19 protein-coding genes are annotated in these 24357 nt (G+C 70.0%); 9 read left to right on the top strand and 10 right to left on the bottom strand.

Going from position 1 to position 24357, the window contains the following annotated elements; all coding sequences use genetic code 11:
• Positions 1 to 98 precede the first annotated feature (98 nt).
• The 4 genes from paoC to ACHMXA_RS01665 form a co-directional block, all read right to left on the bottom strand.
• Positions 99 to 2309 carry an aldehyde oxidoreductase molybdenum-binding subunit PaoC gene (paoC, locus tag ACHMXA_RS01680; RefSeq protein ID WP_395317963.1) on the bottom strand — a complete coding sequence of 737 codons (2211 nt, stop codon included), beginning with the start codon at positions 2307 to 2309 and terminating at the stop codon, positions 99 to 101.
• Positions 2310 to 2311: 2 nt separating this feature from the next.
• Positions 2312 to 3262, bottom strand: a complete 951-nt coding sequence (locus tag ACHMXA_RS01675; protein WP_395317961.1) for an FAD binding domain-containing protein — start codon at positions 3260 to 3262, stop codon at positions 2312 to 2314.
• Positions 3259 to 3912 (bottom strand): aldehyde dehydrogenase iron-sulfur subunit PaoA, encoded by a 654-nt coding sequence (gene paoA, locus ACHMXA_RS01670; protein ID WP_395317959.1) that lies wholly within the window; start codon positions 3910 to 3912, stop codon positions 3259 to 3261. Before paoA ends, ACHMXA_RS01675 begins: the two co-directional genes overlap by 4 nt.
• A 299-nt stretch (positions 3913 to 4211) precedes the next feature.
• Positions 4212 to 5120, bottom strand: coding sequence for an AraC family transcriptional regulator N-terminal domain-containing protein (locus ACHMXA_RS01665; RefSeq protein ID WP_395321201.1), 909 nt, complete (start codon positions 5118 to 5120; stop codon positions 4212 to 4214).
• Between the two features lie 401 nt (positions 5121 to 5521).
• Here ACHMXA_RS01665 and ACHMXA_RS01660 point away from each other — a divergent pair, with 401 nt between their 5' ends.
• Together ACHMXA_RS01660 and ACHMXA_RS01655 are read left to right on the top strand one after the other, a co-directional pair.
• On the top strand, positions 5522 to 6157 hold the full coding sequence (locus ACHMXA_RS01660) for a response regulator transcription factor (protein ID WP_176665129.1): 636 nt from the start codon (positions 5522 to 5524) through the stop codon (positions 6155 to 6157).
• 186 nt (positions 6158 to 6343) lie between these two features.
• On the top strand, positions 6344 to 6847 hold the full coding sequence (locus tag ACHMXA_RS01655; RefSeq protein ID WP_395317956.1) for a PA2169 family four-helix-bundle protein: 504 nt from the start codon (positions 6344 to 6346) through the stop codon (positions 6845 to 6847).
• A gap of 40 nt (positions 6848 to 6887) precedes the next feature.
• On the opposite strand, the gene ACHMXA_RS01650 is transcribed toward ACHMXA_RS01655, so the two are convergent.
• Positions 6888 to 7160 (bottom strand): hypothetical protein, encoded by a 273-nt coding sequence (locus tag ACHMXA_RS01650; protein ID WP_176665127.1) that lies wholly within the window; start codon positions 7158 to 7160, stop codon positions 6888 to 6890.
• A gap of 301 nt (positions 7161 to 7461) precedes the next feature.
• Here ACHMXA_RS01650 and xylF point away from each other — a divergent pair, with 301 nt between their 5' ends.
• The 5 genes from xylF to ACHMXA_RS01625 all read left to right on the top strand — a co-directional run bounded on the left by xylF (position 7462) and on the right by ACHMXA_RS01625 (position 14338).
• Positions 7462 to 8496: a D-xylose ABC transporter substrate-binding protein gene (xylF, locus tag ACHMXA_RS01645; RefSeq protein ID WP_395317954.1), complete on the top strand. Its 1035-nt coding sequence runs from the start codon at positions 7462 to 7464 to the stop codon at positions 8494 to 8496.
• Between the two features lie 165 nt (positions 8497 to 8661).
• On the top strand, positions 8662 to 9861 hold the full coding sequence (locus tag ACHMXA_RS01640; protein ID WP_126021227.1) for a sugar ABC transporter permease: 1200 nt from the start codon (positions 8662 to 8664) through the stop codon (positions 9859 to 9861).
• 1 nt (position 9862) lies between these two features.
• Positions 9863 to 10663, top strand: coding sequence for an ATP-binding cassette domain-containing protein (locus ACHMXA_RS01635; protein ID WP_395317952.1), 801 nt, complete (start codon positions 9863 to 9865; stop codon positions 10661 to 10663).
• 13 nt (positions 10664 to 10676) lie between these two features.
• Entirely contained in the window at positions 10677 to 11843 is a 1167-nt protein-coding gene (locus ACHMXA_RS01630; RefSeq protein ID WP_395317950.1) for an ROK family protein, read from the top strand.
• 68 nt (positions 11844 to 11911) lie between these two features.
• A complete protein-coding gene (locus tag ACHMXA_RS01625; protein ID WP_395317948.1) occupies positions 11912 to 14338 on the top strand; it encodes a membrane-bound PQQ-dependent dehydrogenase, glucose/quinate/shikimate family in 2427 nt (808 codons plus the stop codon).
• A gap of 7 nt (positions 14339 to 14345) precedes the next feature.
• Here ACHMXA_RS01625 and ACHMXA_RS01620 read toward each other — a convergent pair whose 3' ends face one another.
• Positions 14346 to 15638 (bottom strand): helix-turn-helix domain-containing protein, encoded by a 1293-nt coding sequence (locus ACHMXA_RS01620; protein WP_395317946.1) that lies wholly within the window; start codon positions 15636 to 15638, stop codon positions 14346 to 14348.
• Between the two features lie 137 nt (positions 15639 to 15775).
• Between ACHMXA_RS01620 and ACHMXA_RS01615 the strand changes: the two genes are divergently transcribed.
• Entirely contained in the window at positions 15776 to 17893 is a 2118-nt protein-coding gene (locus ACHMXA_RS01615) for a PQQ-dependent dehydrogenase, methanol/ethanol family (RefSeq protein WP_395317944.1), read from the top strand.
• A gap of 24 nt (positions 17894 to 17917) precedes the next feature.
• Here ACHMXA_RS01615 and ACHMXA_RS01610 read toward each other — a convergent pair whose 3' ends face one another.
• The 3 genes from ACHMXA_RS01610 to ACHMXA_RS01600 all read right to left on the bottom strand — a co-directional run bounded on the left by ACHMXA_RS01610 (position 17918) and on the right by ACHMXA_RS01600 (position 22187).
• Positions 17918 to 20341 (bottom strand): hypothetical protein, encoded by a 2424-nt coding sequence (locus ACHMXA_RS01610; protein ID WP_395317942.1) that lies wholly within the window; start codon positions 20339 to 20341, stop codon positions 17918 to 17920.
• A complete protein-coding gene (locus tag ACHMXA_RS01605) occupies positions 20338 to 21078 on the bottom strand; it encodes a hypothetical protein (RefSeq protein WP_395317940.1) in 741 nt (246 codons plus the stop codon). Before ACHMXA_RS01605 ends, ACHMXA_RS01610 begins: the two co-directional genes overlap by 4 nt.
• A 134-nt stretch (positions 21079 to 21212) precedes the next feature.
• Entirely contained in the window at positions 21213 to 22187 is a 975-nt protein-coding gene (locus ACHMXA_RS01600) for a tripartite tricarboxylate transporter substrate-binding protein (protein WP_126183797.1), read from the bottom strand.
• 316 nt (positions 22188 to 22503) lie between these two features.
• Here ACHMXA_RS01600 and ACHMXA_RS01595 point away from each other — a divergent pair, with 316 nt between their 5' ends.
• Positions 22504 to 23109, top strand: coding sequence for a type 1 glutamine amidotransferase domain-containing protein (locus tag ACHMXA_RS01595; RefSeq protein WP_395317938.1), 606 nt, complete (start codon positions 22504 to 22506; stop codon positions 23107 to 23109).
• Here ACHMXA_RS01595 and ACHMXA_RS01590 read toward each other — a convergent pair.
• A complete protein-coding gene (locus tag ACHMXA_RS01590) occupies positions 23054 to 24301 on the bottom strand; it encodes a citrate synthase (RefSeq protein WP_395317936.1) in 1248 nt (415 codons plus the stop codon). The genes ACHMXA_RS01595 and ACHMXA_RS01590 overlap by 56 nt on opposite strands.
• Positions 24302 to 24357 lie beyond the last annotated feature (56 nt).

Below are 24357 nucleotides of genomic sequence, written 5' to 3'. Positions count from 1 at the left end.
GACGCCCTTGGAGCGGGCGTTCCGGAAAAAATCGTATCAAGCGAGACGGACTCGCGGCACCGGGCTTACCCGCCGCCTCCTCCTGCTTGCCCGCAGGTTCAGGCCACCGGCGGCAGCCGATCCAGCAGCTTGTCGAGCGTGATCGGGTAGTCGCGCACCCGCACGCCCGTCGCGTTGTAGACGGCGTTCGCCACCGCCGCGGCCACGCCGCACATGCCGAGCTCGCCCACGCCCTTGGCCTTCATCGGCGAGGAGATCGGGTCGGTCTCGTCGAGGAAGACGACGTCCTGGTGCGGAATGTCGGCGTGCACCGGCACCTCGTAGCCCGCCAGGTCGTGGTTGACGAAGAAGCCGTGCCGCTTATCGAGCGCGAGCTCTTCCATCAGCGCGCCGCCCACGCCCATCGTCATCGCGCCGATCACCTGGCTGCGCGCGGACTTCGGGTTCAGGATGCGCCCCGCGGCGCACACCGCGAGCATGCGCCGCACGCGGATCTCGCCGGTGGCCGCGTCGACGCCGACTTCCACGAAATGCGCGCCGAAGGTCGACTGCTGGTACTTCTTGTCGAGGTCGCCGAATTCGATGCTGTCCTCCGCCACCAGCCCCTGCGCGCCGGCCGCCTCGGCCAGCGGCACCGCGCGCGAGCCGGCGCGCACCATGCCGTCGGCGAACTCCGCCTCGGCCGCCGGAAGGCCCAGCTTGGCGGCGACCGCTTCGCGCAGCTTCATGCATGCCGCGAAGACGCCCGAGGTCGAGCTGTTGGCGCCCCATTGCCCGCCGGAGCCGGCCGAGACCGGGTGCGCCGAATCGCCCAGGCGCACCAGCACCTTGTCGAGCGGCACCCCCATGGTCTCGGCGGCCGTCTGCGCGATGATGGTGTAGGTCCCGGTGCCGATGTCCGTCATGTCGGTTTCCACGGTGACCATGCCCCGGTTGTCCAGGCGCACGCGCGCGCCGGACTTCATCACCAGGTTGTTGCGGAACGCGGCGGCCATGCCCATGCCGACGAGCCAGCGGCCGTCGCGCTGCTGCCCCGGCGCCGGGTTGCGCCTGTTCCAGCCGAAGCGCTCGGCGCCGGTGCGCAGGCATTCGATCAGCTTGCGCTGCGAATAGGGGCGCTGCGGCTTTTCGGGATCGACCTGCGTGTCGTTGAGCACGCGGAACTCGATCGGGTCGATGCCCAGCTTCTCGGCCATCTCGTCCATGGCGATCTCCAGCGCCATCATCCCGGGCGCCTCGCCGGGTGCGCGCATCGCGTTGCCCTCGGGCAGGTCGAGCACGGCCAGGCGCGTGGTCGTGAGGCGGTTCGCGCCGGCGTACAGCAGCCGGGTCTGGTTCACGGCCGTTTCCGGCTGGCCGCCCGGCAGGTCGCCCGACCAGCCTTCGTGGGCGATGGCGGTGAGCCTGCCGTCGCGGCCGGCGCCCAGGCGGATGCGCTGGATGGTCGCGGGCCGGTGCGTGGTGTTGTTCGCCATCAGCGGCCGCGGCAGCGCGACCTTCACCGGCCGTCGCGCAGCCCGCGCGCCCAGCGCCGCGAGCAGCGCGTCCGCCCGCACGAAGAGCTTGCCGCCGAAGCCGCCGCCGATGAAGGGCGAGATCAGCCGCACGTTCGCCTTCGGGATGCCGAGCGTCTTGGCGACGTCGCCGGCGCCCCAGGCGATCATCTGGTTCGAGGTCCAGATGGTGAGCTTGTCGCCCTGCCACTGCGCGATGGAGGCGTGCGGCTCCATCATCGCGTGCGACTCGTCGGGCGTGGTGTAGGTCGCGTCGAGCTGCACGGGGGCGGCCGCGTACGCGCTGGCGAAATCGCCCGTCTTCGTCTGCGGCTCGCCCGAGAAGGGGTTGGCGGCGGGCATCTGCGCCGTGCCCTTCTCGGCGGCCAGGTCGAAGCGGCCGGGCGTGCGCTCGTATTCGATGCGCAGCAGCTGCGCGGCCGCGCGCGCCTGCTCGAAGGTCTCGGCCACGACCAGCGCCACCGCCTGGTGGTAGTGGTCGATCTCCGGGCCGCCCAGGAGCTTCGCCGTGTTGAAGTCGCCCTTGGCGAGCTTGCCCGCATTGCGCGCGGTGACGATGGCCAGCACGCCCGGCGCCGTCCGGGCGGCAGCTGTGTCCATCGACGCGATGCGGCCCTTCGCGATGCCTGCGCCGATCACATATCCATAGGCGGCATTCGGCATCTCGGCGTTGCGCTCGTAGGCGTAGCGCGCGGAGCCGGTGGTCTTCATCGGGCCGTCGATGCGGTCGGTGGGCTTGCCGATGATCTTCAGCTGGTCGATGGGGTTGGTGGTGGCGGGGGTGTCGAATCTCATGCTCAGCTCCTCGCTTGCGTGATGGCCGCGGCCAGCGTGCGCTCGGCGAGCTGCAGCTTGAACGCGTTCTCGTGGGTGGGTTGCGCATCGGCGAGCAGCCGCGCGGTCACGGCCTTCGCGCCCTGCGGCATGGCGGATTCGGCAGCCTCCATGCGCCACGGCTTGTGCGCGACGCCGCCCAGCGCCACCCGGCCGGAGCCGTCGCGCTGCACGATGGCCGCGACCGACACCAGCGCGAAAGCGTAGGAGGCGCGGTCGCGCACCTTGCGGTAGACGTGCGTGCCGCCGACCGGCTTCGGCAGGGTCACGCCGGTGATGAGCTCGTCGCGCTCCAGCGCCGTCTCGATGTGGGGCGTGTCGCCGGGCAGGCGATGGAAGTCGGCAATGGGGATCACGCGGGTGCGCCCGTCGGGCCGCACGGTCTCGACCGAGGCGTCCAGCACGCGCATCGCCACGGCCATGTCGCTGGGGTTGGTGGCGATGCAGGACCGGCTGCCGCCGATCACCGCGAGCTGCCGCGTCACGCCGCCGATGGCGCTGCAGCCGCTGCCGGGACGGCGCTTGTTGCAGGGCTGGTCGGTGTCGTAGAAGTAGGGGCAGCGCGTGCGCTGAAGCAGGTTGCCCGCGGTGGTCGCCTTGTTGCGCAGCTGGCCCGATGCGCCGGCCAGCAGCGCGCGCGAGAGCACGCCGTAGTCGCGGCGCACGCGCTCGTCGGCCGCCAGGTCGGTGTTGCGCACCAGCGCGCCGATGCGCAGGCCGCCCTCGGGCGTTTGCTCGATGCGGTCCAGCGCCAGGCCGTTCACGTCGACCAGATGCACCGGCGCCTCGATCTGCAGCTTCATGAGGTCCAGCAGGTTGGTGCCGCCGGCGATGAATTTCGCGCCGGGCCGGCCCGCAACGGCGGACGCGGCCTGCGCCGGGGTGGCGGCGCGCTCGTAGGTGAAAGCCTTCATGCCTTGCTCCCCGCCACTTCCGTGATGGCCTCGACGATGTTGGAGTAGGCGCCGCAGCGGCAGATGTTGCCGCTCATGCGCTCGCGCAGTTCCTCGGCCGAGAGGATGGGGCGGGCCGTGAGGTCGGCGCTCACGTGGCTCGGGATGCCGCGCCTGACCTCGTCGATCACCGCCACGGCCGAGCAGATCTGGCCGGGCGTGCAGTAGCCGCACTGGTAGCCGTCGTGCCTGACGAAAGCGGCCTGCAGCGGATGCATGTTCTGCGGCGTGCCCAGGCCCTCGATGGTCGTGACCTGCGCGCCGTCGTGCATCACGGCGAGCGTCAGGCATGAGTTGATGCGCCTGCCGTCGACGATGACCGTGCAGGCGCCGCACTGGCCGTGGTCGCAGCCTTTCTTGGTGCCCGTCAGCTGCAGGTGCTCGCGCAGGGCGTCGAGCAAGGTGGTGCGCGTGTCCAGGTCGAGCGCGTGCGCCATGCCGTTGACGTTCAGCGAGAGCTTCGCGCGGAATCCGGCGGCGCTGGCCGCGGGTGCCGCCTGTGCCGTCGCCGGCGCTGCTGGCGCGGATGAGGTCGAGATCGCCGCGGCGGTGGCTGCTCCTGCGAGGAGCGCGTCGCGCCGGGAGATCAGTGGGGTCGTGGGACTGTCCATGTCGGCTCCTGCTGTTCGAGGTTCGGGTGGTGGCGATCAATGCTGATCAGTGCTGATATCGCGGCCCATGGGCTTCGGCAGTAGGAGAACGGCGGCTGTTGCCCCCTGTCCGTGGCTCATGGAATCGCTGGCTTCGGAAAAAGGTTCTCAGGACGGGAGCCGCGGCCGGCTTCCCGCATCGGAATCGGTCCCCGCCTGCGAGCGGGGCCAGGGACTCCCATTCTTCTGAAGCGGCACGCCGATCGATAGAGCAATCCTCTTGTTTTCTTGCCCGATCCGATGAGGCGGCGAAGGCTCCGTCAGTTCGCGGCCGGCGGAAGCCGCGCTTGCCCGGCCTCGCGCCTGGCTCCTTCGCGCAGCACCTCGATGTCCCGCCTGGGCGGGGCACCGAAGAGGCGGCTGTATTCGCGGCTGAACTGGGACGGGCTCTCGTAGCCCACCCTGAAGGCGGCGCTCGCCGCGTCGAAGTGCTCGTTCAGCATCAGCCGCTTCGCCTCGTTCAGCCGCAGCCACTTCTGGTACTGCAGCGGGCTCATCGCGGTGAGCTGGCGGAAGTGGTGGTGGAAGGTCGGCGCGCTCATCTGCACGCGGGCCGCGAGCTCGTCGATGCGCAGCGGCGATGCGTAGTTGAGCTTCAGCCAGTCGATGGCCCTCGCCACGCGGTGGCCCTGCCCGTCCACGGAGGCGATCTGCCGCAGCCTGGCCGCCTGGTCGCTCAGCAGCAGCCGGTAGTGGATCTCGCGGTGGATCATCGGCGCGAGCACGGGAATGGCCTCGGGCTCGTCCAGCAGTTCCACCAGCCGGGCGATCGGCGCCAGCAGCGCGGGCGTCGCCTCGCCGAGTCCCACGCCGATGCCGATGGGGCGCTCGCGCTGCGGCGGCAGGTTGCCCTGCGCGATCAGCTCGGCCAGCACGCGCACGTCGAGCTTGAGCATCAGGCCCAGGCAAGGCTGCCGCGGGCTCGCCGCCGTCACTTCGGAGTTGGCGGGCATGTCCAGCGAGGTGACGAGGAAGCGCGAGGTGTCGTAGGGATAGGCCTCGCCGCCCACCCACATCCGCTTGGCGCCCTGCGCGACGAGCACGATGCTCGGCTCGACCATGCACACCGCGGGCGGCGCGGGCGACTCGCGCCGGAAGAAGCCGAGGTTCGCGATGGGCGTGTCGTAGTCGCCCGGCGCCGGCGTGCGCGCGCCGATGATCCGCGCCATCGCCGCCTGCAGGGCCCTGCACCGTGCCGCGGCGCCGGCGTCGTTCGAGTCCTTCGCGTCCTCCTCGTCCGGTCTGGGTGACATCTTGCTCGCTTCGAAAACTTGCCCGGCACTCTACCCGCGTGCCGCGGCGGCATTCACGCGGCAGCCGTGTCTTCACAGGATCGGGCAAGAAATCCAGAGGAGCGGGCAAGCTCTGTCACTGCCGCGCGGGGTGGCCACCCGCCTGCTCTCCTACATCGTTGCGAGACGTTTCAGCGAACCCGTGCAGGACAAGCGCGCGACCCGACTTCGGAGGCCCCGAGGCGCGAACGCATGTGGCATCGTGACGCCCTCCTTCCGCTGCCTGCCGACGCGCGGGCATGCGGCCCTCAACAACCACATCACAGGAGGCTCATCACATGATCAAGATCGGCATCGTCGACGACCACGCGGTCGTCCGCACAGGCCTGAAGTCGTTCTTCTCCACCTTCGTCGATTTCCGCGTGGTCGGCGAGGCCGGCAGCGGCCGCGAGGCCATCGACCTCGTGCGCACGACCGACATCGACGTGCTGGTGATGGACCTGTCCATGCCAGGCCAGAGCGGCATCGACGCGCTCGCCATGGTGCGCGCCAAGGCGCCGGACCTGGGCGTGCTCATCCTCAGCGGCTACCCCGAGGAGCACTACGCGGTGAACCTGATCCGCCAGGGCGCATCGGGCTACCTCAACAAGGAATGCGACCCCGAGGAGATCGCCAAGGCCATCCGCACCATCGCGCTGGGCCGGCGCTACATCTCGCCCTCGGTGGCCGAACTGCTCGCGGGCCAGCTGGAGCGCAAGGACGGCAGCGCACCGCCGCACGAGCAGCTGTCGGAGCGCGAGTTCCAGGTGTTCCTCAAGCTGGCGAAGGGCGAGACCGTGGGCGCCATCGGCGAGGCGCTCTCGCTGTCGGTGAAGACCATCAGCACCTATCGCACGCGCCTGATGGAGAAGATGAATCTCTCCACCAACAGCGACCTGACCTACTACGCCATCAAGACGCAGCTCATCGACTGAGCCGGGTCGTCCTTCGCCTACGCCGCGTTGCCCGATGGGCCGACGCGGCGATGCCGTCGATCTTTCCAAGATGGGTCTTCGACCAGCCGCCAACACCGCCCGCGGCCGCTGCCATCAGCGCCGGGCGGCAAGGCTGGACTCCGAAGACCCGGCCTGCCGCGAGGCAGGCAACGAAAGGACCACGACATGGCATACACCGAAGCAATCGCGGCGGACACCCTGACCACCGGCCCCACGCTGGGCAACGACGAAGTGGTGGACGTGCTCAACGACCTTCTCGAGAACGCGCGCGACGGCGAATACGGCTTCCGCGCCTGCGCCGAGGAGGTGAAGGATCCCGCGACCAAGCAGCTGTTCGCGAATCGCGCCGAGCAATGCAGGCAGGCCGGCGTCGAGCTGATCGCGCTGATCACCACCTACGGCGGCACGCCGGCCTCGGGCGGCACCGCCAGCGGCGCGCTGCATCGCGGCTGGGTGCACGTGAAGGGATCGCTGGGCGCGAACAGCGAGCTGTCGATCCTCGAGTCGTGCGAGCGCGGCGAAGACGCGGCGGTCGCGCGCTATCGCAAGGCGCTCAAGCAGAACCTGCCGCTCGAAGTGCGCAGGGTCGTCTCCATGCAGGCCGAGGGCGCGCAGCGCAACCACGACCAGATCCGCGACCTGCGCAACGCCGCGCGTACGCGCGAATGAGCGGGTGAATGAATGACCAGATAGAGGCGAGCGGCGCGCCTCAGGAAAGGGCCAGGGCTTCCTGGCCCTTTTTCTCGTGGGCGCCTTCGCCCGGATAGCGCACGCACTGCAGCGTCTCGAAGCCCTTCTGCGTGACCGCGAGCACCTGCACCACGCGCAGGCCCGGCATCTTCGCCATGTCGGCGGCCGAGGGCACCAGCGCGATCACCAGTCCGGCGGCGCGCAGCTTCAGCACTTCATCGATGTCCCGGGGCGAGGACATCACCATCGGCAGTCGCGTGGCGGCAATCTGCCTGAGCATGTCGGTGGACATTTCGTCGTCTCCTTGTGGGCGGCGCGCCTGGCGCGTCGGGGAGTGGTGGTCAATGGGGTCAATGGGCTCAATGGGGCTCCCGCCGGGGCGGGGGCAGCGAAAGATACCGGGCCGTACGGTCCCGCCGCGTAGGACCGCGTCTCGCAAAAAGGGGCGCGGGAGCCCTCGAATGCGCTTCGGGAATTCCCGGATGCCACGAATCCCGCCGCGATGGGATAGTTAGTTCGCCCTTCAAACTAACTAATTTCTTACTGCGGCGGCCATGGCCGATCGACAGGGCGAACCAACAGGAGAGACATCGATGCGACTGAAACAAACCCTGGCCGCCATGGCCTTCGCCACGGCACTCGGTTCCACGGCCGTGGGCGCGATGGCGCAGACCGTCGTCGGCGTGAGCTGGTCCAACTTCCAGGAAGAGCGCTGGAAGACCGACGAGGCCGCCATCAAGGCTGAGCTGGAAAAGCTCGGCGCCAAGTACATCAGTGCCGATGCGGGCGGCTCGCCCGAGAAGCAGCTGGGCGACATCGAGGGCCTGATGTCCAAGGGCGCGAAGGCGCTCATCGTGCTGGCGATGGACAAGGACGCCATCCTGCCGGCAGTCACCAAGGCCACGCGCCAGAAGGTGCCCGTGGTGGCCTACGACCGGCTCATCGAAGCGCCGGGCGTCTTCTACATCACCTTCGACAACGTCGAGGTCGGCCGCATGGAGGCGCGCGAGGTCTTCAAGGTCAAGCCCAAGGGCAACTACGTGATCATCAAGGGCTCGCCCAGCGACCCGAACGCCGACTTCCTGCGCGCCGGCCAGCAGGAGGTGCTGGACGCCGCCATCAAGAAGGGCGACATCAAGATCGTCGGCGACGAATACACCGAGGGCTGGAAGCCCGAGGTCGCGCAGAAGAACATGGAGCAGATCCTCACCAAGGCCGGCAACAAGGTCGACGCGGTGGTGGCGGCCAACGACGGCACGGCCGGCGGCGCGGTGGCAGCGCTCACGGCCAAGGGCATCCGCGGCATTCCGGTGTCGGGTCAGGACGCCGACTTCGCGGCGCTCAACCGGATCGCGCTGGGCACGCAGACCGCAACCATCTTCAAGGACTCGCGCGAGCTCGGCCGCGAAGCCGCCGCCGCGGCCATCGCGCTGTCGCAGGGCAAGCCGGTCGACAAGGCCGCGCCGTGGAACTCGGGCCCGAAGAAGGTCGCGCTGCAGTCGCGCCTGCTGACGCCCGTCGCCGTGACCCGCGACAACCTCGACGTCGTGGTCAAGGCCGGCTGGATCAAGAAGGACGAGCTCTGCAAGGGCGTGACGGGCGCGAGCGCGCCCGCGGCCTGCAAGTAAAGCGGCGCAACAGACGAGCAACCCCGCCGGCGCCATCCGCGGAAAGCGCGCCGGCTTTTCTCCCTTTCCCATGCAACGCACCAGCTGCCGGCGCCCACGGGCCCGGCCGGCGGGGGCCTGCGCATCTCTTCGTAGTCCGCGCAGCCCAGAAAAAGGATCCGAAACATGAGCAACCCTTCGTCATCCACGCCGGGCTGGTGGCGCCGCACCGGCGTCGACCTGCGGCTGATCCTGATGTGCGTGCTGCTGGTCATCATGGCCGTGGCGTTCAGCGTCATGTCCGGCGGCGTGTTCCTCTCGCCCGAGAACCTCTACAACGTCGCGCAGCAGACGGCGGTGGTGGGCATCGTCTCCACCGTGATGGTGCTCATCATCGTGGCGCGGCACATCGACCTGTCGGTGGGCTCGGTGATGGGCTTCGTGGGCGTGCTCATCGCCTACCTGCAGTACACCTCGGGCTGGTCGTGGCCCACGGCCTGCCTTGCGGGGCTCGCGGTGGCGCTGCTGGTGTCCATCTACCAGGGTTGGCTCACGGCGGTGCTGGGCGTGCCTTCGTTCGTGGTCACGCTGGGCGGCCTCATGTCCTTCCGCGGCGCGGCCTTCCTGGTGGCCGACGGAAAGACGCAGCCGGTGAACGACGAGTTCTTCCAGCGCCTGGGCGGCGGCTACGACGGCGGCATCGGCGTCACCGCGAGCTGGGTGCTCGCCGCGTTCGTGGCGGTGGTGCTGTTCGCGCGCATGGTGCAGAAGCGCCGCGCGCGCCAGCGCTACGACATGCCCACCGAGGCGCTGTGGCTCGACGTGCTCATCACGGCCGTGCCGGTGGCGGTGGTGTTCGGCTTCGCGTGGGTGATGAACAGCTACCAGATTTCGTCCAAGAACGAGCCACAGGGCATTCCGATCCCGGTGCTGATCTGGGCGGTGGTGGCCATCGTGCTGTCGTTCATCGTGCACCGCACGCGCTTCGGGCGCTACGTGTTCGCGATGGGCGGCAACCCCGACGCGGCGGCGCTGGTGGGCATTCCGGTCAAGCGCGTCACGCTGATGCTGTTCGCGCTGCTGGCGGTGCTGGTCACCGTCGCGGCCATCGTGTCGATCGCGCGCCTGAACGCCGGCACCAATTCGCTGGGCACGGGCATGGAGCTGTACGTGATTGCGGCAGCCGTCATCGGCGGCACGGCGCTGGCGGGCGGCAGCGGCTCGATCTTCGGCTCGGTGCTGGGCGCGCTCATCATGCAGTCGCTCGACAGCGGCATGCTGCTGCTGGACGTGCCCATCGGCAAGCGCATGGTCATCATCGGCCAGGTGCTGATCGTTGCGGTGGTGTTCGACGTGCTCTACCGCCGCAAGTTTGGAGAGAACTGAAATGGCAGACATCGACACATCCAAACCCCTGGTGGAACTGCGCGAGATCCGCAAGGCCTTCGGCGGCGTGAAGGCCGTGGACGGCGTGAGCGTGAACCTCTACCCCGGCGAGGTGGTCGCGCTGCTGGGCCACAACGGCGCGGGCAAGTCCACGCTGATGAAGATGCTCGCGGGCGCTTACCCCATCGACTCGGGCGACACGCTGATCGCCGGCGAGAAGGTCAACATCCGCACGCCGGCCGAAGCGCAGGCACAGGGCATCGAGACCATCTACCAGACGCTCGCGCTGGCCGACAACCTCGACTCGGTGGCCAACCTCTTCCTCGGCCGCGAGAAGATGACGGCCTGGAACACGCTCGACGATCACTTCATGGAAGTGCAGGCGCGCAAGGTCTTCCAGCGCCTCAACAGGAACTTCACCAACATCCGCGTGCCGGTGCGCCGGCTCTCGGGCGGGCAGCGGCAGGTGGTGGCGATCTCGCGCGCGCTGTACTTCAATGCGCGCATCCTCATCATGGACGAGCCCTGCGCCGCGCTCGGCCCCGAAGAGACCGCGATGGTCGGCGGCCTGGTGAAGCAGCTCAAGGCCGACGGCGTGGGCATCTTCCTCATCACGCACGACATGCCCGACGTGTTCTCGCTGAGCGACCGCCTCGCGGTGATGAAGAACGGCAAGCTCGTGGGCACCTACCGTACCGCCGACGTGACCGAGGACGAGGTGCTCGGGATGATCATTGCCGGCAAGCGGCCCGAGGGCAAGGAGCAGGCCCACCACGCCGACTCCGCTGCGGCACTCGCCTGAACGAAGACCCGACGTGACCACCACCGCCGACCAGCAGCTCGTGAAGCGCATGAACCGCAGCGTGCTGCTGCGGCTGCTGCGCGCGCAGCCGGGCCTCTCGCGCGCGAGGCTGGCCGGCGAGAGCGGCCTCACCAAGTCGACCGTGAGCCTGCTGGTGCGCGAGCTGATCGACGAGGGCTGGCTCAGCGAGGCCGGCACGACCGTGGCCGACGGCCTCGGCCGGCCTTCCACGCCGCTGCAGATCAACGTGGGCGTGCGCGCGCTCATGGGCGTGGAGATCGCGGTGGAAACCGTGCGCCTGGTGTGCATGTCGCTGCAGGGCGAGGTGCTGCATTCGCAGAGCCACGCCCTGACCGACGGATCGCCGGCCGGCGTGTGCGCGCTGGTCGCGCGCATGGCCGCGGCCGCGCACGAGCGGCTGAAGCAGCTCGGGCTGCGCCTGTCGAGCATCGGCGTGTGCGTGCCGGGCGCGGTGGACGACTGCACCGGCGTGGTCCGCTTCGCGCCCAACCTCGGCTGGCGCAACGTGAGCCTGCTGCCGGCGCTCGAGGAAGCCTTTGCCGCCGTCGGCCTGCCCGGCGTGACCGTGCAGCTGCAGAACGACGCCGATGCCGCCGTGCTCGGCGAGTACGAGTTCGCGACCAGCGTGGGCCAGGAGGGCGAAGACCCGCTGATCTTCGTCAACTGCGACGTGGGCGTGGGCGCCGGCGTGGTGCTGAACGACCGGCTCTTCACCGGTGGGCAGGGCATGGCCGGCGAGATCGGCCACACCATCCTCGAACTCGACGGCCCGCTGTGCTCCTGCGGCCGCCGCGGCTGCGCCGAGGCCTTCTTCGGTTCGCGCGTGCTGGAACGCGAGGGCGCCGACACGCGCCGTGCCGCCGCCTTCTTCGGCGTGCTGCTGCAGAACCTGTGGGTCACCTTCAATCCGCGCGCCATCGTGCTGGGCGGCAAGGCCTGCACCGACCATCGCGGCTTCGTGCAGACCGCCTTCGAATGCGTGAAGCGCCACGCCGACGGCGCCGGCATGCCCGCGCCGGACCTGCGCACCGCGCGCTACGAGGAACTCGCGGCCGCGGTGGGCGCCGCGGCATTGGCGCTGCACGAGTACTTAAGGCCGCTGCAGCCCGATGCGAAGGCGCGCCGGGCACGCGCCGCGCAGGTTCTCGCCGCCGCCTGAGCCTTCGGCCTACGCGCGGCCCGCACGCAGCGGTCTAGCGTCTGGACTCCGCCTCCGGAGTCCAAGTCATGAAGCCTTCGTCCGCCCGCGCTCCCGCATCTTCCGCGCTGCTCGTCGTGCTGGCCGTGCTCGTCGGCCTCGCGGGCCTTGCGCTCGTGGTCGCGGGCGCATGGCTCGTCGCGCTCGGCGGCTCGTGGTACTACCTCCTCGCGGGCCTGGGGCTCGTGGCGGCAGCGCTGCTGCTTCGGCGCGGTGGCGGCGCCGGGCTGCTGGTCTATGCGGCGGTGGTGCTCCTCACGCTGGCCTGGGCACTGTGGGAGGTCGGCCTCGACTGGTGGCCGCTGGCCGCGCGCGGCGACGTGTTCTTCGTGGTCGGCCTGCTGCTGCTCACGCCGTGGGTGACGCGCCCGCTCGCCCTGCGCAATGCCGCGGGTGTGGGAAGCGCGCGCACCGTGCTCGGCGTGGTGCTCGCGGCCTTCCTGGTGGCGGCGGTGTTCTCTTGGATGCGCGAACCCCGCCGCATCGAAGGCATCGCGCCCCCGGCCGATGCGACGGCCGCCACGGCGAGCGCACCTTCAGGCCCTGCGGCCCCGGCGGACGAGTGGACGGCCTATGGCGGCACCGGCTTCGGCCAGCGCTACTCGGCGCTCGACCAGATCACGCCGCAGAACGTGGGGCAGCTCGAGGAGGCCTGGCACTTCCGCACCGGCGACGTGCGCGGCCAGCCCGGCGATCCCGAGGAGACGACCTTCGAGGTCACGCCGCTGAAGATCGGCGAGCGGCTCTTCCTGTGCACGCCGCACCAGTCGGTGATCGCGCTCGACGCCACCACCGGCCGGCAGGTGTGGCGCTACACGCCGCAGATCGCGGGGTCGCTCGCGCTGCAGCACCTGACCTGCCGGGGGCTTTCCTATTACCCGGGCGCCGCCGCCTCATCCGCACCGCCCGCGCAGGCAGCCACGCCATCGGCCGGCTGCGACGCCAAGCTCTTCATGCCCACCGCCGACGGCCGCGTCATCGCGCTCGACCCCGCGAGCGGCAAGCCCTGCCCGGCTTTCGGCGGCGGCAGCGGCCAGATCGATCTCTGGAAGAACATGCCGAACGTGCGGGCGGGCTCTTACTACTCGACCTCGCCTCCGGTGGTGGCGCGCTCGCTGCTCATCGTGGGCGGCACGGTGCTGGACAACGTCTCTACGAAGGAGACCTCGGGCGTGATCCGCGCCTTCGACGCGAACACCGGCGCGCTCGTGTGGAACTGGGACTCCGGCAACCCCGAGGAGACCGCCCCCATCGCCGCCGACCGCACCTACACGGCCAACTCGCCCAACAGCTGGTCGATCTCCAGCGTGGACGAGGCGCTGGGCCTGGTCTACGTGCCCATGGGCAACCAGCCGCCCGACCAGTGGGGCGGCGCGCGCAGCGAAGGCGCGAAGAAGTATTCGTCGGCGGTGGTGGCGCTCGACCTGGCCAGCGGCCGCGTGCGCTGGAGCTTCCAGACCGTGCACCACGACCTGTGGGACTACGACGTGCCCGCGCAGCCCAGCCTCGTCGACCTGCGCGTGGGCAGCGAGACCGTGCCGGCGCTGGTGCAGCCGACCAAGCAGGGCGAGCTCTTCGTGCTCGACCGCCGCAACGGCAAGCCCATCCTGCCGGTGAACGAGCGGGCCGTGCCGCAGGGCGCCGCCGCGGGCGACGTGACCGCGCCGACGCAGCCCTCGTCGGCCCTGTCCTTCGATCCGCCGGCGCTCAAGCCGTCGGACATGTGGGGCGCCACCGTCTTCGACCAGCTGGCCTGCCGCATCGCCTTCCACCGGCTGCGCTACGAGGGCCGGTTCACGCCGCCCTCGACCGAGGGCTCGCTGATCCATCCGGGCAACTTCGGCGTCTTCAACTGGGGCGGCGTGGCCGTCGATCCGCGCCGGCAGATCGTCTTCGCCACGCCCGCGTCGCTGGCCTTCGTCTCCAGGCTCGTGCCGCGCGCGGACGACACCTCGCTCTACGTGCAGGGCAAGAACCGCCCCAACGACAGCCTGCCCGCGCTCGGCGAGAACTTCGGCGCGCCCTTCGCGGTGAAGCTCAGCGCCTTCACCTCGGTGCTCGGCCTGCCGTGCCAGGCGCCGCCCTGGGGCTACGTGGCCGCGGCCGACCTGCGCACCGGCAGGATCGCCTGGATGCACAAGAACGGCACGGTGCGCGACAGCTCGCCGTTGCCGCTGCCCTTCGCGATGGGCGTGCCCAATCTCGGCGGCCCCATCCTGACGGCCGGCGGCGTGGCCTTTCTCTCGGGCACGCTCGACCAGTTCGTGCGCGGCTACGATGTGAACGACGGCAAGGAACTCTGGCGCAGCCGCCTGCCGGCCGGCGGACAGGCCACGCCGATGACCTACCGCGGCGCCGACGGGCGCCAGTACCTGCTGGTGGTGGCCGGCGGCCACGGTTCGCTCGGCACGCGCACCGGCGACCATGTGATCGCCTACGCGCTGCCCAGGCGCTGAGCGGCCTTCAGTCCCTTCCGCCGGCCGCGGCCGCAGCTTCGTCGCGCCAGCCCCGCAGCCGCCGGTAGAGCGTGCCGCGCGACACGCGCAGCTGCCGCGCCGCCTGAGACACATTGCCGCCGTGCGCGGCGAGCGTCTCCTCGATCAGCTTGCGGCTGTGCTCGCGCAGCGTGGTCTCGGCCTGGGGCGAGGCCTGCGCGTTGTCCGCGTCCGGGCGGGCCTCGGCTGCCGCGAACTGCATTTGTCGCGCTTCGCGCGTCTCGATGGCCAGCGGCAACGCTTCGCCCGGCATCGCCACCGCATGGCGGAAGTCCGCGCCATCGGCACCGCCCTTGAGCTGCGCCTGCACCCACACGCCCAGGCCGCTGGCCAGCCGCAGCGGCTGCGCCGCTTCGCGCCGCCCGAGCCGCAGCAGGCTCGCGAGGTCGTGGCCCAGCAAAAACTCCACGTCGCGCTCGTCCGCCGCCTCGGGCAGCCGCCCCAGCAGCCGCGCGCCGGCGTTGTTGAGCCAGGCGATGGTGCCGTCGGGCGCGATGCCGGCCAGCGCTTCGAGCGGCGTGCCCAGCAGCGTCGGGCTGGCCTGGAAGCGCAGGATCAGGTGGTCGCGCGACTGCGCCTGCAGCAGCCTGTTCTCGATGGTGGTGGCGTACAGCGCCACCATCGATGCCGCGTCGAAGCCGAAGCGCCGCGCCTCCACCGTGAGATCGAGCACGCCGGCGAGCTGCCCCGTCACATCGCGGATCGGCGCGGCCGCGCACCGCATGTGGCACAGCAGGTCGAAGTAGTGCTCCGCGCCGTCGACCGTGCAGGCCTGCCCGGTGCTTGCCACGATGCCCGGCGCCGTGGTGCCGACGATGCGCTCGGAGATGTTCACGCCCACGCGCGCCGTCTTGCGCAGCACCGGCTGTTGCGCCGCGGCCGGCTGCTGCGTGACGTGCACCACCACGCCCTCGCGGTCGGTGAGGATCACGCGGCAGTCGGTGCCCGCGAGTGCGTGCTCCATCTGCCCCAGCTCCTGGCGCGCCGCTTCGAGCAGCTGGCGGTTGCGCGCCAGCGTGGCGTGCAGGCGGCTCGGCGTGACCGGGTCGAAGGGCACGATGCGCTGGCGGTCGGCGTGGGTGCGGCTGCAGCGCATCCACGACTGGATCACCGCCTCGCCCACCAGCCCCGAGGGGCGCACGCCTTCCTCGAAGAACTGCTGCCGCGCGAGCGCCACGCGCTGAGCGGGCGTGCTGGCGAAGAGCTGGCGCGGGGCGTCGGGCGTGCCGATTCTTCCAACTGGGCTTCTGTCGAGGGCCATGGGCTTGCTGCCTCCCGGTTCAGGATTCACTCCGCCGTCGAATGTGTTCCGCAATGGAACAGCGCCGGACTGGGGAAATCCCCAAGATGAACGCGCGGCCCGTCCCGACGATTCTTGGCGCACAAAGGAGACCTGCGATGAAAAAAACACACTCCGGGCTGCTCGTGCTCGCCGGCGCCTTGCTGTGCCTGGGCGCGACGAACACGGCCACGGCCCAGAACAACGCACAGGACCGCGCCGCCGCCGCGACCAAGCGGGTGGATGGCGCATTCATCCGCGCCAACGCCGCGCAGAAGAAGACGCCCGACTGGCCCAGCGTGGGCCTGGACTATTCGGAATCGCGCTTCAGCCAGCTCGACCAGGTGAACGCCGGCAACGTGAAGGACCTGGGGCTGGTCTGGTCGTACAACCTCGAATCCACGCGCGGCGTGGAAGCGACGCCGCTGGTGGTGGACGGCATCATGTACATCACCGCCTCCTGGAGCGTGGTGCACGCCGTCGACACGCGCACCGGCCAGCGGCTTTGGACCTTCGATCCGCAGGTCGACAAGTCCAAGGGCTTCAGGGGCTGCTGCGACGTGGTGAACCGCGGCGTCGCGATCTACGAGGGCAAGGTCTACGTGGCGGCCTACGACGGGCGCCTCATCGCGCTCGATGCCGCCACCGGCCAGAAGGTCTGGGAGAAGAACACCATCGAGGGCCAGAAGGGCAGCTACACCATCACCGGCGCGCCGCGCGTGTTCAAGGGCAAGGTCATCATCGGCAACGGCGGTGCCGAGTACGGCGTGCGCGGCTTCGTCACCGCCTACGACGCGAAGACGGGCGACCAGAAGTGGCGCTGGTTCGTGGTGCCGGGCGACCCGAGCAAGCCCTTCGAGGACGAATCGATGGCGCGTGCCGCCAAGACCTGGGACCCGAGCGGCAAGTACTGGGAGGCCGGCGGCGGCGGCACCGCCTGGGACAGCTTCGCCTTCGACCCCGAGCTCAACCTGATGTACGTGGGCACCGGCAACGGCTCGCCCTGGTCGCACAAGGCGCGCAGCCCCAAGGGCGGCGACAACCTCTACCTGGGCTCGGTGGTGGCGCTCGACCCCGACACCGGCAAGTACGTGTGGCACTACCAGGAGACGCCCGGCGACAACTGGGACTACACCTCCACGCAGTCGATGATCCTGGCGAACGTGAAGATCGGCGGCAAGCAGCGCAAGGTGCTGCTGCATGCGCCGAAGAACGGCTTCTTCTTCGTCATCGACCGAACCAATGGAAAGTTCATCTCGGCGAAGAACTTCGTCGAGGTCAACTGGGCCACCGGCTACGACAGGAACGGCCGGCCCGTCGAGATCGCCGCCGCGCGCGACGCCACCAAGCCCGGCGACAGCATCCCCGGCCCCTTCGGCGCGCACAACTGGCACCCGATGTCGTTCAACCCGAAGACCGGCTTCGCCTACCTGCCCGCGCAGCACGTGCCGATCAACCTGATGGACGACAAGGACTGGAAGTTCGACGAGAACGTGCCGGGCCGCCCGCATTCGGGCCTGGGCTGGAACCTGGGCAAGTTCGCCAACGCCGAGCCGCCCAAGAGCAAGCCCTTCGGCCGACTCGTGGCCTGGGACCCGGTGGCGCAGAAGGAAGCCTGGGGCGTGGACTACGCATCGCCCTGGAACGGCGGCACCCTCACTACCGCCGGCAACCTCGTGTTCCAGGGCACGGCCGACGGGCGCCTGCTGGCCTACAACGCGAAGACCGGCGAGAAGCTCTGGGAGACGCCCACCGGCACCGGCGTGGTGGCCGCGCCCTCGACCTACATGGTCGACGGCAAGCAGTACGTGTCGGTCGCGGTGGGCTGGGGCGGCGTCTACGGCCTCGCGCAGCGCGCCACCGAGCGGCAGGGGCCCGGCACCGTCTACACCTTCGCGGTGGGCGGCACGGCGAAGATGCCCGACTTCGTGCAGTACCGCATGGACAAGCTGGTGCAGGGCGTGAAGTACGACCCCGCCAAGGTCCAGGCCGGCACCATGCTCTACGTGAGCAACTGCGTCTTCTGCCACGGCGTGCCGGGCGTGGACCGCGGCGGCAACATCCCCAACCTCGGCTACATGGACGCCGCTTACATCGAGAACCTCGACAAGTTCGTGCTCAAGGGCCCGGCCATGTCGCGCGGCATGCCCGACTTCACGGGCAAGCTCTCCAATGACGACATCGAGAGCATCAAGGCCTTCATCCAGGGAACGGCCGACGCGATACGCCCGAAGTAGCCCGCCGACCGTCTGCCCGGCCGCTCAGCGCCCGCCGTACCAGTACGGCGTGGCGGCCGTCCACGGCGAGTTCGGATAGTTCGTGCGCAGGGCCTGCAGCCCCTTGCGCGACCAGTCGCCCGCCGCCTTGTCCTGGCAGGTGTAGCGCGCCATCTTCACCGCGACCGACAGCGCCTGCGGCACCAGCGGGTCCGTGCGGGCGCGCTGCATCAGCGCCAGGCTTTCCTGCGTGAAGTAGATCGAGTCCTGCGGCACGGTGCGCAGCTTCTCGACCAGCGCGGCCTGCCGGCTGCGTTCTTCCTGCGGCAGGAAGGCGGGCATCTCGAAGTCGGCGGCGGTGGCCGCCTGCGGCCCGGAGGTCGGCACGCCCAGCGGACGGCACCACTTGCCGTAGCTGCCGACCGTGTTCCGCTCGGAGTAGCCGGCGCCGATGCCGAGCTTCAGCGGCGTCGGCCGGATGCCTTCGGCGGCGGGCCAGTGCGGTGGCTGCAGCACCTCGGTGGTGCTCGCCATGCGCTCCAGCAGCAGGTGCCGCCACGCGGCGCCGTCGGTCTCGGGCAGCGCCGCCGAGCGGCGGATGCCTGCGATCGTGTCGGCGCCCTTGGCCGCGCCCGCCTGCGGCGGCGAGGCGACGCGCATCTGCGCCGCGCGGCGGGCCGCGGCGTAGTCCCCGGCCACCACGGCGCGGGTCCAGGCGGTCTCGAGCAGGCTGTCGCGCAGCGCGGGCGCCAGGGCCGGCTCGGCGGCCAGGCGCAGCCACATGGCCAGCGGTGCGCGCGTGTTGAGGAAGCGCACCACGTCCTCGTCGAAGGCACTGGCCAGCGGCACCGCGCTCGGCTTCGCTTCCATCGCTTCGGGATCGCGGCGCGCGACCACGGGGCGGATCGCGAGGCGGCGCCATTCCTCTTCCGACGCGGCGGTCGGCAGCAGCAAGGCCTTCACGAGGTTCTGGCCCGAGAGGCTGTGCGCGATCAGCGGCGAATCGGCCGTGGAAGCCACGAGTTCGCGCACTTCCTTGTAGCGGCCCTGCGCGAACATGCGCTGCGCGCGCAGCTGCGTGGCGGCGAAGCGCGCCGGGTGGTCTTCCGGCACGGCTGCGAGCGCGGCCTGCAGCTCGGCCTCGCGCTTGTCGTCGTTGGCGGCGGCCACCGGTACCAGGCTCGCGGCGGCCATCAGCCAGGCGAGGTCGTGCGTGCGCTGGTAGCGGCTCCAGCTCAGCGTTTCGCGCCACTTGCCGTCGGGTTCGAGGCCGCTGCCCGGTCCGTCGAAGCCGCGCACGGTGCTCAGCCACTGCATCAGGTCGGAGGTCTGCGCCGGGCCGATGTAGCTGCAGCCGCCGAAGAAGCCGCAGGCGCGGAACTCGTGGTTCAGAAGCAGCAGCTTCGCGGCGGCCGCGTCGGGCTGGCCGATGGTCTTGAGGCCGTCGGCCAGACGCTGCATGCGCGTGGCGGGCAGCAGGTAGCGGATGCGCAGCGCCTCGGCCAGCCGGTGCACCGAAGGATGCAGCGCCTTCAGCCGCGGGTTCTTCAGCAGCGGCGGGGCGATGGCGTCGACCTGCTTGTCGAGCTCGGCCTGCTTCTTGAGCGCCTCGGCGCTTTCCTTCTTGTTCTCCGAGCCCTCCGAAGGCGGATCGCCCGGGTTCTGGCGCGCCAGCACGCGCAGCCGCATGTAGGCCGCGAGATCGTGCCAGGGGCTGGCCTTGTCGGCCGCGATGGCGGCGAACGCTGCGTCGGCGTCGTCGAACTCACCGGCATAGAACTGCCGTGCGGCCAGCTGGTAGGCATGGTCGGCCTGCAGCCATGCGGGGGCGCCCGCAGGCAGCTCGGGGGCGGTGCCGGGCTCCTTGTCGCAGGCGCCGAACACCGCGTCCTGCGTCTTGAGCCAGTGCAGCACGAAGGGTGCTGCCGCCTTGTCGCCGGCCGCGCGCGTCATCCGCTGGGCCAGCGTCTTCGCGGCGCTGCTGAAGGCGTCGCCGTAGAAGCAGTTCGGGTCCGCCTGCAGGGTGCCGGTGTTCCAGTTCGGTGGTCGCTGCGACGGCGGCGGCATGTTGGGCCTGTCGCGCGGCGATGCTGGATCGAGCTTCGCCATGGCGTCGTCGCGCGCCTTGCGCCATTCGATCCATGCGTCGTCGGTCTCGGCCATGCCGTTGTCTTCGCGCGGCAGCTTCTCCAGCAGGTCGGTGAAGGCGCGCACCGCATCGAGCGAGAAGCTCTGGCCGCGAAGGCGCCAGTACCAGAGCACCTGGTAGGGCACCAGATAGCCGGTGTAGTAGCCCGCGGGCCGCTCGACGAACTCGCGCACCGGCTGGTCGGGCCGGGTGCTGGCGAAGAACAGGTCCTCGGCGTCGTAGCCACCGCTGGCATGTGCGGCCGCGCTGCCGAGCAGTGTTGCCGCGGCCAGTGCGGCAGCGGCGAGCAGCCTGCGGCCTCCCGTTGTCGAAAGAGTCATTTGTAGTTTTCCCTGTTTCCGATCTGAAGTTTTTCGAAGTCTTCGTTCTTCCACGAGCCCGCATGGAACACATAGCGCCGCTTCACGTCGCGCAGCGCGGGCCAGTCCTCGCCGAGCATCAGGCCCGCCGCGTCCCTGCAGGCCGGCACGGCGGCCTTGCCTGTCGTGGCAAGCCGCTGGCGGATGCGTGCGGACTCCGCGCCCATGCGGAAGTACATCGGCACGATCTCGTCGAGCAGGCCGGCCGGCAGCCACGGATCGTCCATGCACCACGACGCCAGCGCCGTGGCCGAGAGCCGCGTGCCGCCTTCGCGCAGCGGCTGCAGCCGGCGCAGCAGCGCGACGTAGGCCTCGCGCTGGCTGCGCCTCGCCTCGAAGTCGAGCTGCACCCATCCCGAGCGGTTGCCCTGCGTGGCGGCATGCTCGACGGCGGCGGCGATCGCCTGCTGCTGCGCCTCGTTCAGGGGCGAGGGCGAGAGGTTGTCGAGCGCGACGTGGACCACCGGCACCACCGTCGCGCCCGGCGCGACGCGCAGCGGCCACTGGCGCCAGCTGGTGCGGCTCTCGGTGCCGCTCAGCCGCACGGTGGCATGCAGGTAGGCCACGCCCGTGGCTTCGGGCAGCGAGGCAAAGAGCTGGGGCCGGTCCCACACCCAGAGCAGCGTTCGTGTCTGCGCCATGCCCTCGCGTGCCAGCAGGGCCATGAAGAGCAGAAGGGCCGCGCTGCGAAGACGCATGGAGGATGAAGAAGGAGAAAGGGCGGGATGGGGGAGGAAGAAATCCCGCGCAGCATAACGAAAAAGCCGCCTGGCCCCGGGGGGCTCAGGCGGCCTTGCGGCTGCTTTCGGCTGCGTGTGCTGTCGTGAATCGATCAGTCGGCGTACACGCCTGCGGCCTTGATGATCGGGCCCCACTTCGCGATTTCGGACGACACGAACTTCTTGTGTTCGGCCGGCTCGGTGCGCTTGTCGGTGGTGATCACCGCGCCCAGCGCTTCTTCACGCTGGATGAAGCCCGGGTCCTTCATCGCGGCCTTGATGGCATCGTTGAGCTTCTTCAGCACCGGCGCCGGCGTGCCCTTGGGCGCGTACACGCCGTGCCAGATCGTCACCTCGAAGCCCTTGAGGCCCGACTCGTCCAGCGTGGGCAGGTCCTTCAGCGCGGGCGTGGTCAGGCGCTTGCTCGTGGTCACGGCGTAGGCCTTGACCTTCTTGGCCTCGATCTGCGACGTGGTGTTGGTGGTCTGGTCGCACAGCAGGTCGATCTGGCCGCCCAGCAGGTCGGCGATGGCAGGTGCGGTGCCCTTGTAGGGAACCGGCGTCATCTCGACCTTCAGCGCGCTCTGGAACAGCAGGCCGCACAGGTGCGAGGCGGCGCCCAGGCCGGCGTTGCCGAGGTTGATCTTGCCCTTGTTGGCCGAGATCCAGGTCGTCAGTTCCTTGTAGTTGTTGGCCGGCAGGCCGGGCTTGCCGATCAGCGTCATCGGCACTTCGTTGACCATGCCCAGGTATTCGAAGTCGGTCTCGACGTTGAAGGGCAGCTTGCGATAGAGCGCCGGCATCGTCGACATGCCGATGTGGTTGAGCAGCAGCGTGTAGCCGTCGGGATTGGCGCGCGCCACCTTGGCGGTGCCGATGGAACTGCCCGCGCCGGCGGTGTTGTCCACCACGATGGTGGTGCCCAGCGTCTTCTGCATGGCTTCGGCCAGGTCGCGGGCGACACGGTCGGTGGGGCCGCCGGCGGCGAATGGCACCACCAGGGTCACGGTCTTGCCCGCGGGGAAGTCCTGGGCGTGTGCACCGACGGCCGCGGCGGCAATCGCCGCGAGGGCGAACAGTTTCTTCATGTCGTCTCCGAAAGGGGGGAATAAAAACGCCGTGATCTTAAGGGCTGACCAGGACCTGACCTATAGCGAATAGCCCTTAGCCGAAGGCCGTCTTGCGCACCTTGGAGGGGCGTGCGGCGGGGCTTCCAAACCCGGGCCTGCCGAACGGGTTCCGCGGCGGCGTGAAGCGCGCGGGGCCCGGCAAGTAGCGAGCAGGCCCACTCTTCGTAAGAGAAGTTTGCCGGCCGTCGAACTGTCCGACAGGCGGAGCCGGCGACGGACGATGCGGCCTGCACGGGGCAGACCTAGGGTGAAGCTTCAAAAGGAGATTTCACCCATGTCCAATACCACCCCATCGACCACTGCATCGACCACCACGGCGTCATCCTCGTCGCTCGATGGATTGAAGGTCGCCATCCTCGTGGCCGACGGCTTCGAGCAGGTCGAGATGACCGAGCCGCGCAAGGCGCTCGACAACGCCGGCGCGCGGACGCGGATCGTCTCGCCCGCCCAGGGCAGCGTGCGCGGCTGGAACCATCACGATCCGGCCGACAGCTTCGCGGTCGACGTGCCGCTCAAGAGCGCCAGGCCCGACGACTTCGACGCGCTGCTGCTGCCGGGCGGCGTCGTGAACCCCGACACGCTGCGCATCGACGAGAAGGCGGTCGCCTTCGTGCGCGCCTTCGTCGAGTCCGGCAAGCCCATCGCGTCGATCTGCCACGGCCCCTGGACGCTGATCGACGCCGGCGGCGTCAAGAGCCGCAAGATGACCTCGTGGCCTTCGCTGCAGGCCGACCTGAAGAACGCGGGCGCGCAGTGGAGCGACAAGGAAGTCGTCGTCGACGGCAAGCTCGTCACCAGCCGAAAGCCCGACGACATTCCCGCCTTCAATCGCGAGATGACGAAGCTCTTCGAGCACGCGCGGGAGCCGGTGGCGCACTGATCGGCACCGCTTCCGCCGTGGCGGGCAGCGGGCCCGTGTAGCGCGCGCGGGGGCGGATCAGCTGGCCCGCGGCCTGCTGCTCGAGCACGTGCGCGGTCCATCCCACGCTGCGCGCAAGCGCGAAGAGCGTGAGCGGCGCGCCGGCCGGCAGCTTGTGCACGGCGGCGAGGGCGGCGAGCGCGAAATCGATGTTCACCGCCTCGCCCAGCAGCCTCTCGCCGATCTCGCGCAGCTGCGCGAATTCGGCCGGCAGCGCGATGTGCTCCAGCAGCGCCGCGCAGCGCGCATCGCCCGCCGGATAGAGCGGATGCCCGAACGCAGCCAGCGGCCGCCCGTGCGAAAGCCATTCGCGTACAGCGGCTTCGGTGCCGATGGCGGCTGCATTGCGCATCAGCGCCTGCACCGCGGCGGAAGCACCGCCATGAAGCGGACCTGTGAGTGTCGAAAGGCCGGTGAGCAGGCAGGCCGCCATCGAGGCGCCGGTCGATGCGGTCACGCGTGCCGCGAAGGTCGAAGCGTTGAGTTCGTGGTCGGCCAGCAGCACCAGCGCGCGGCGCAGGTCGTCGGCCGCGCGCGGACGGCGCCATGCTGCGGCCAGTCGCATGTGCATGGGGGTGTCGGTATGCGGTGGTGCGGCGCGCAGCATGGCATCGGCCAATGCGCCGATCGCCGCCGCTGCCTCAGCCTGCAGCACGCCTGCCGAGCGGCCACGCGAGGGCAGGTCGGAGGCGGCGCGCGTTGCAAGCGCTAGTAGTCCGGCCTGCAACGGGTTTGCATCCGAGCCCTCCGCATCGGAAGGCAAGGCGGTGGCGTGGAGGCGCGGCGGCGCGCTTTCCCACAGCAGGCCCGCCACATCCTCCAGCGTGGCGTGCGCTGCGAGTTCGCAGGCGTCCTGCCCGCGATACAGCAGCCGGCCCTCGGCCACTGTCGATACAGCCGAGGGCAGCACCGGCTCGCCCCACTGGATCGCCTCGCTCGCCACTGTCTCGACGCTGCGCCGGCCTCTCGCACGCGCCGCGATGCGCTGCACATCGTCGCGGTGGTAGAGGCTGCGGCGCGGGTCGGCCGCATCGGGCCTGGCGCGGATGCGGCCGCGGCTCACGCTCGCGTAGAGCGTCTGCGGACGCACCTGCATCAGTTCGAGCGCGTCGGCCGCGGGCAGCCACAGCGGCTGCGTCTTCTTGATGGTCATGTTGACAGAATAGATCAAGATTGACGTCAATATCCACCGGACCAGAATCGATGCCA

It is taken from the genome of Variovorax sp. UC74_104 (assembly GCF_044055375.1).
GTDB lineage: Bacteria > Pseudomonadota > Gammaproteobacteria > Burkholderiales > Burkholderiaceae_C > Variovorax.
The sequence above is the reverse complement of the archived record's forward strand: the minus strand, read 5'-3'. Positions and strand labels throughout refer to the sequence as shown.

Excerpts from the sequence above, each read along its gene's own strand:
- ACHMXA_RS01605 (WP_395317940.1), bottom strand. The coding sequence starts at position 21,078 with ATGCGTCTTCGCAGCGCGGCCCTTCTGCTCTTCATGGCCCTGCTGGCA.
- ACHMXA_RS01615 (WP_395317944.1), top strand. The coding sequence starts at position 15,776 with ATGAAAAAAACACACTCCGGGCTGCTCGTGCTCGCCGGCGCCTTGCTG.
- ACHMXA_RS01640 (WP_126021227.1), top strand. The coding sequence starts at position 8,662 with ATGAGCAACCCTTCGTCATCCACGCCGGGCTGGTGGCGCCGCACCGGC.
- ACHMXA_RS01600 (WP_126183797.1), bottom strand. The coding sequence starts at position 22,187 with ATGAAGAAACTGTTCGCCCTCGCGGCGATTGCCGCCGCGGCCGTCGGT.
- paoA (WP_395317959.1), bottom strand. The coding sequence starts at position 3,912 with ATGGACAGTCCCACGACCCCACTGATCTCCCGGCGCGACGCGCTCCTC.
- ACHMXA_RS01650 (WP_176665127.1), bottom strand. The coding sequence starts at position 7,160 with ATGTCCACCGACATGCTCAGGCAGATTGCCGCCACGCGACTGCCGATG.
- ACHMXA_RS01665 (WP_395321201.1), bottom strand. The coding sequence starts at position 5,120 with ATGGCGCGGATCATCGGCGCGCGCACGCCGGCGCCGGGCGACTACGAC.
- ACHMXA_RS01635 (WP_395317952.1), top strand. The coding sequence starts at position 9,863 with ATGGCAGACATCGACACATCCAAACCCCTGGTGGAACTGCGCGAGATC.
- paoC (WP_395317963.1), bottom strand. The coding sequence starts at position 2,309 with ATGAGATTCGACACCCCCGCCACCACCAACCCCATCGACCAGCTGAAG.
- ACHMXA_RS01660 (WP_176665129.1), top strand. The coding sequence starts at position 5,522 with ATGATCAAGATCGGCATCGTCGACGACCACGCGGTCGTCCGCACAGGC.
- xylF (WP_395317954.1), top strand. The coding sequence starts at position 7,462 with ATGCGACTGAAACAAACCCTGGCCGCCATGGCCTTCGCCACGGCACTC.
- ACHMXA_RS01655 (WP_395317956.1), top strand. The coding sequence starts at position 6,344 with ATGGCATACACCGAAGCAATCGCGGCGGACACCCTGACCACCGGCCCC.
- ACHMXA_RS01590 (WP_395317936.1), bottom strand. The coding sequence starts at position 24,301 with ATGACCATCAAGAAGACGCAGCCGCTGTGGCTGCCCGCGGCCGACGCG.
- ACHMXA_RS01625 (WP_395317948.1), top strand. The coding sequence starts at position 11,912 with ATGAAGCCTTCGTCCGCCCGCGCTCCCGCATCTTCCGCGCTGCTCGTC.
- ACHMXA_RS01675 (WP_395317961.1), bottom strand. The coding sequence starts at position 3,262 with ATGAAGGCTTTCACCTACGAGCGCGCCGCCACCCCGGCGCAGGCCGCG.
- ACHMXA_RS01620 (WP_395317946.1), bottom strand. The coding sequence starts at position 15,638 with ATGGCCCTCGACAGAAGCCCAGTTGGAAGAATCGGCACGCCCGACGCC.
- ACHMXA_RS01595 (WP_395317938.1), top strand. The coding sequence starts at position 22,504 with ATGTCCAATACCACCCCATCGACCACTGCATCGACCACCACGGCGTCA.
- ACHMXA_RS01610 (WP_395317942.1), bottom strand. The coding sequence starts at position 20,341 with ATGACTCTTTCGACAACGGGAGGCCGCAGGCTGCTCGCCGCTGCCGCA.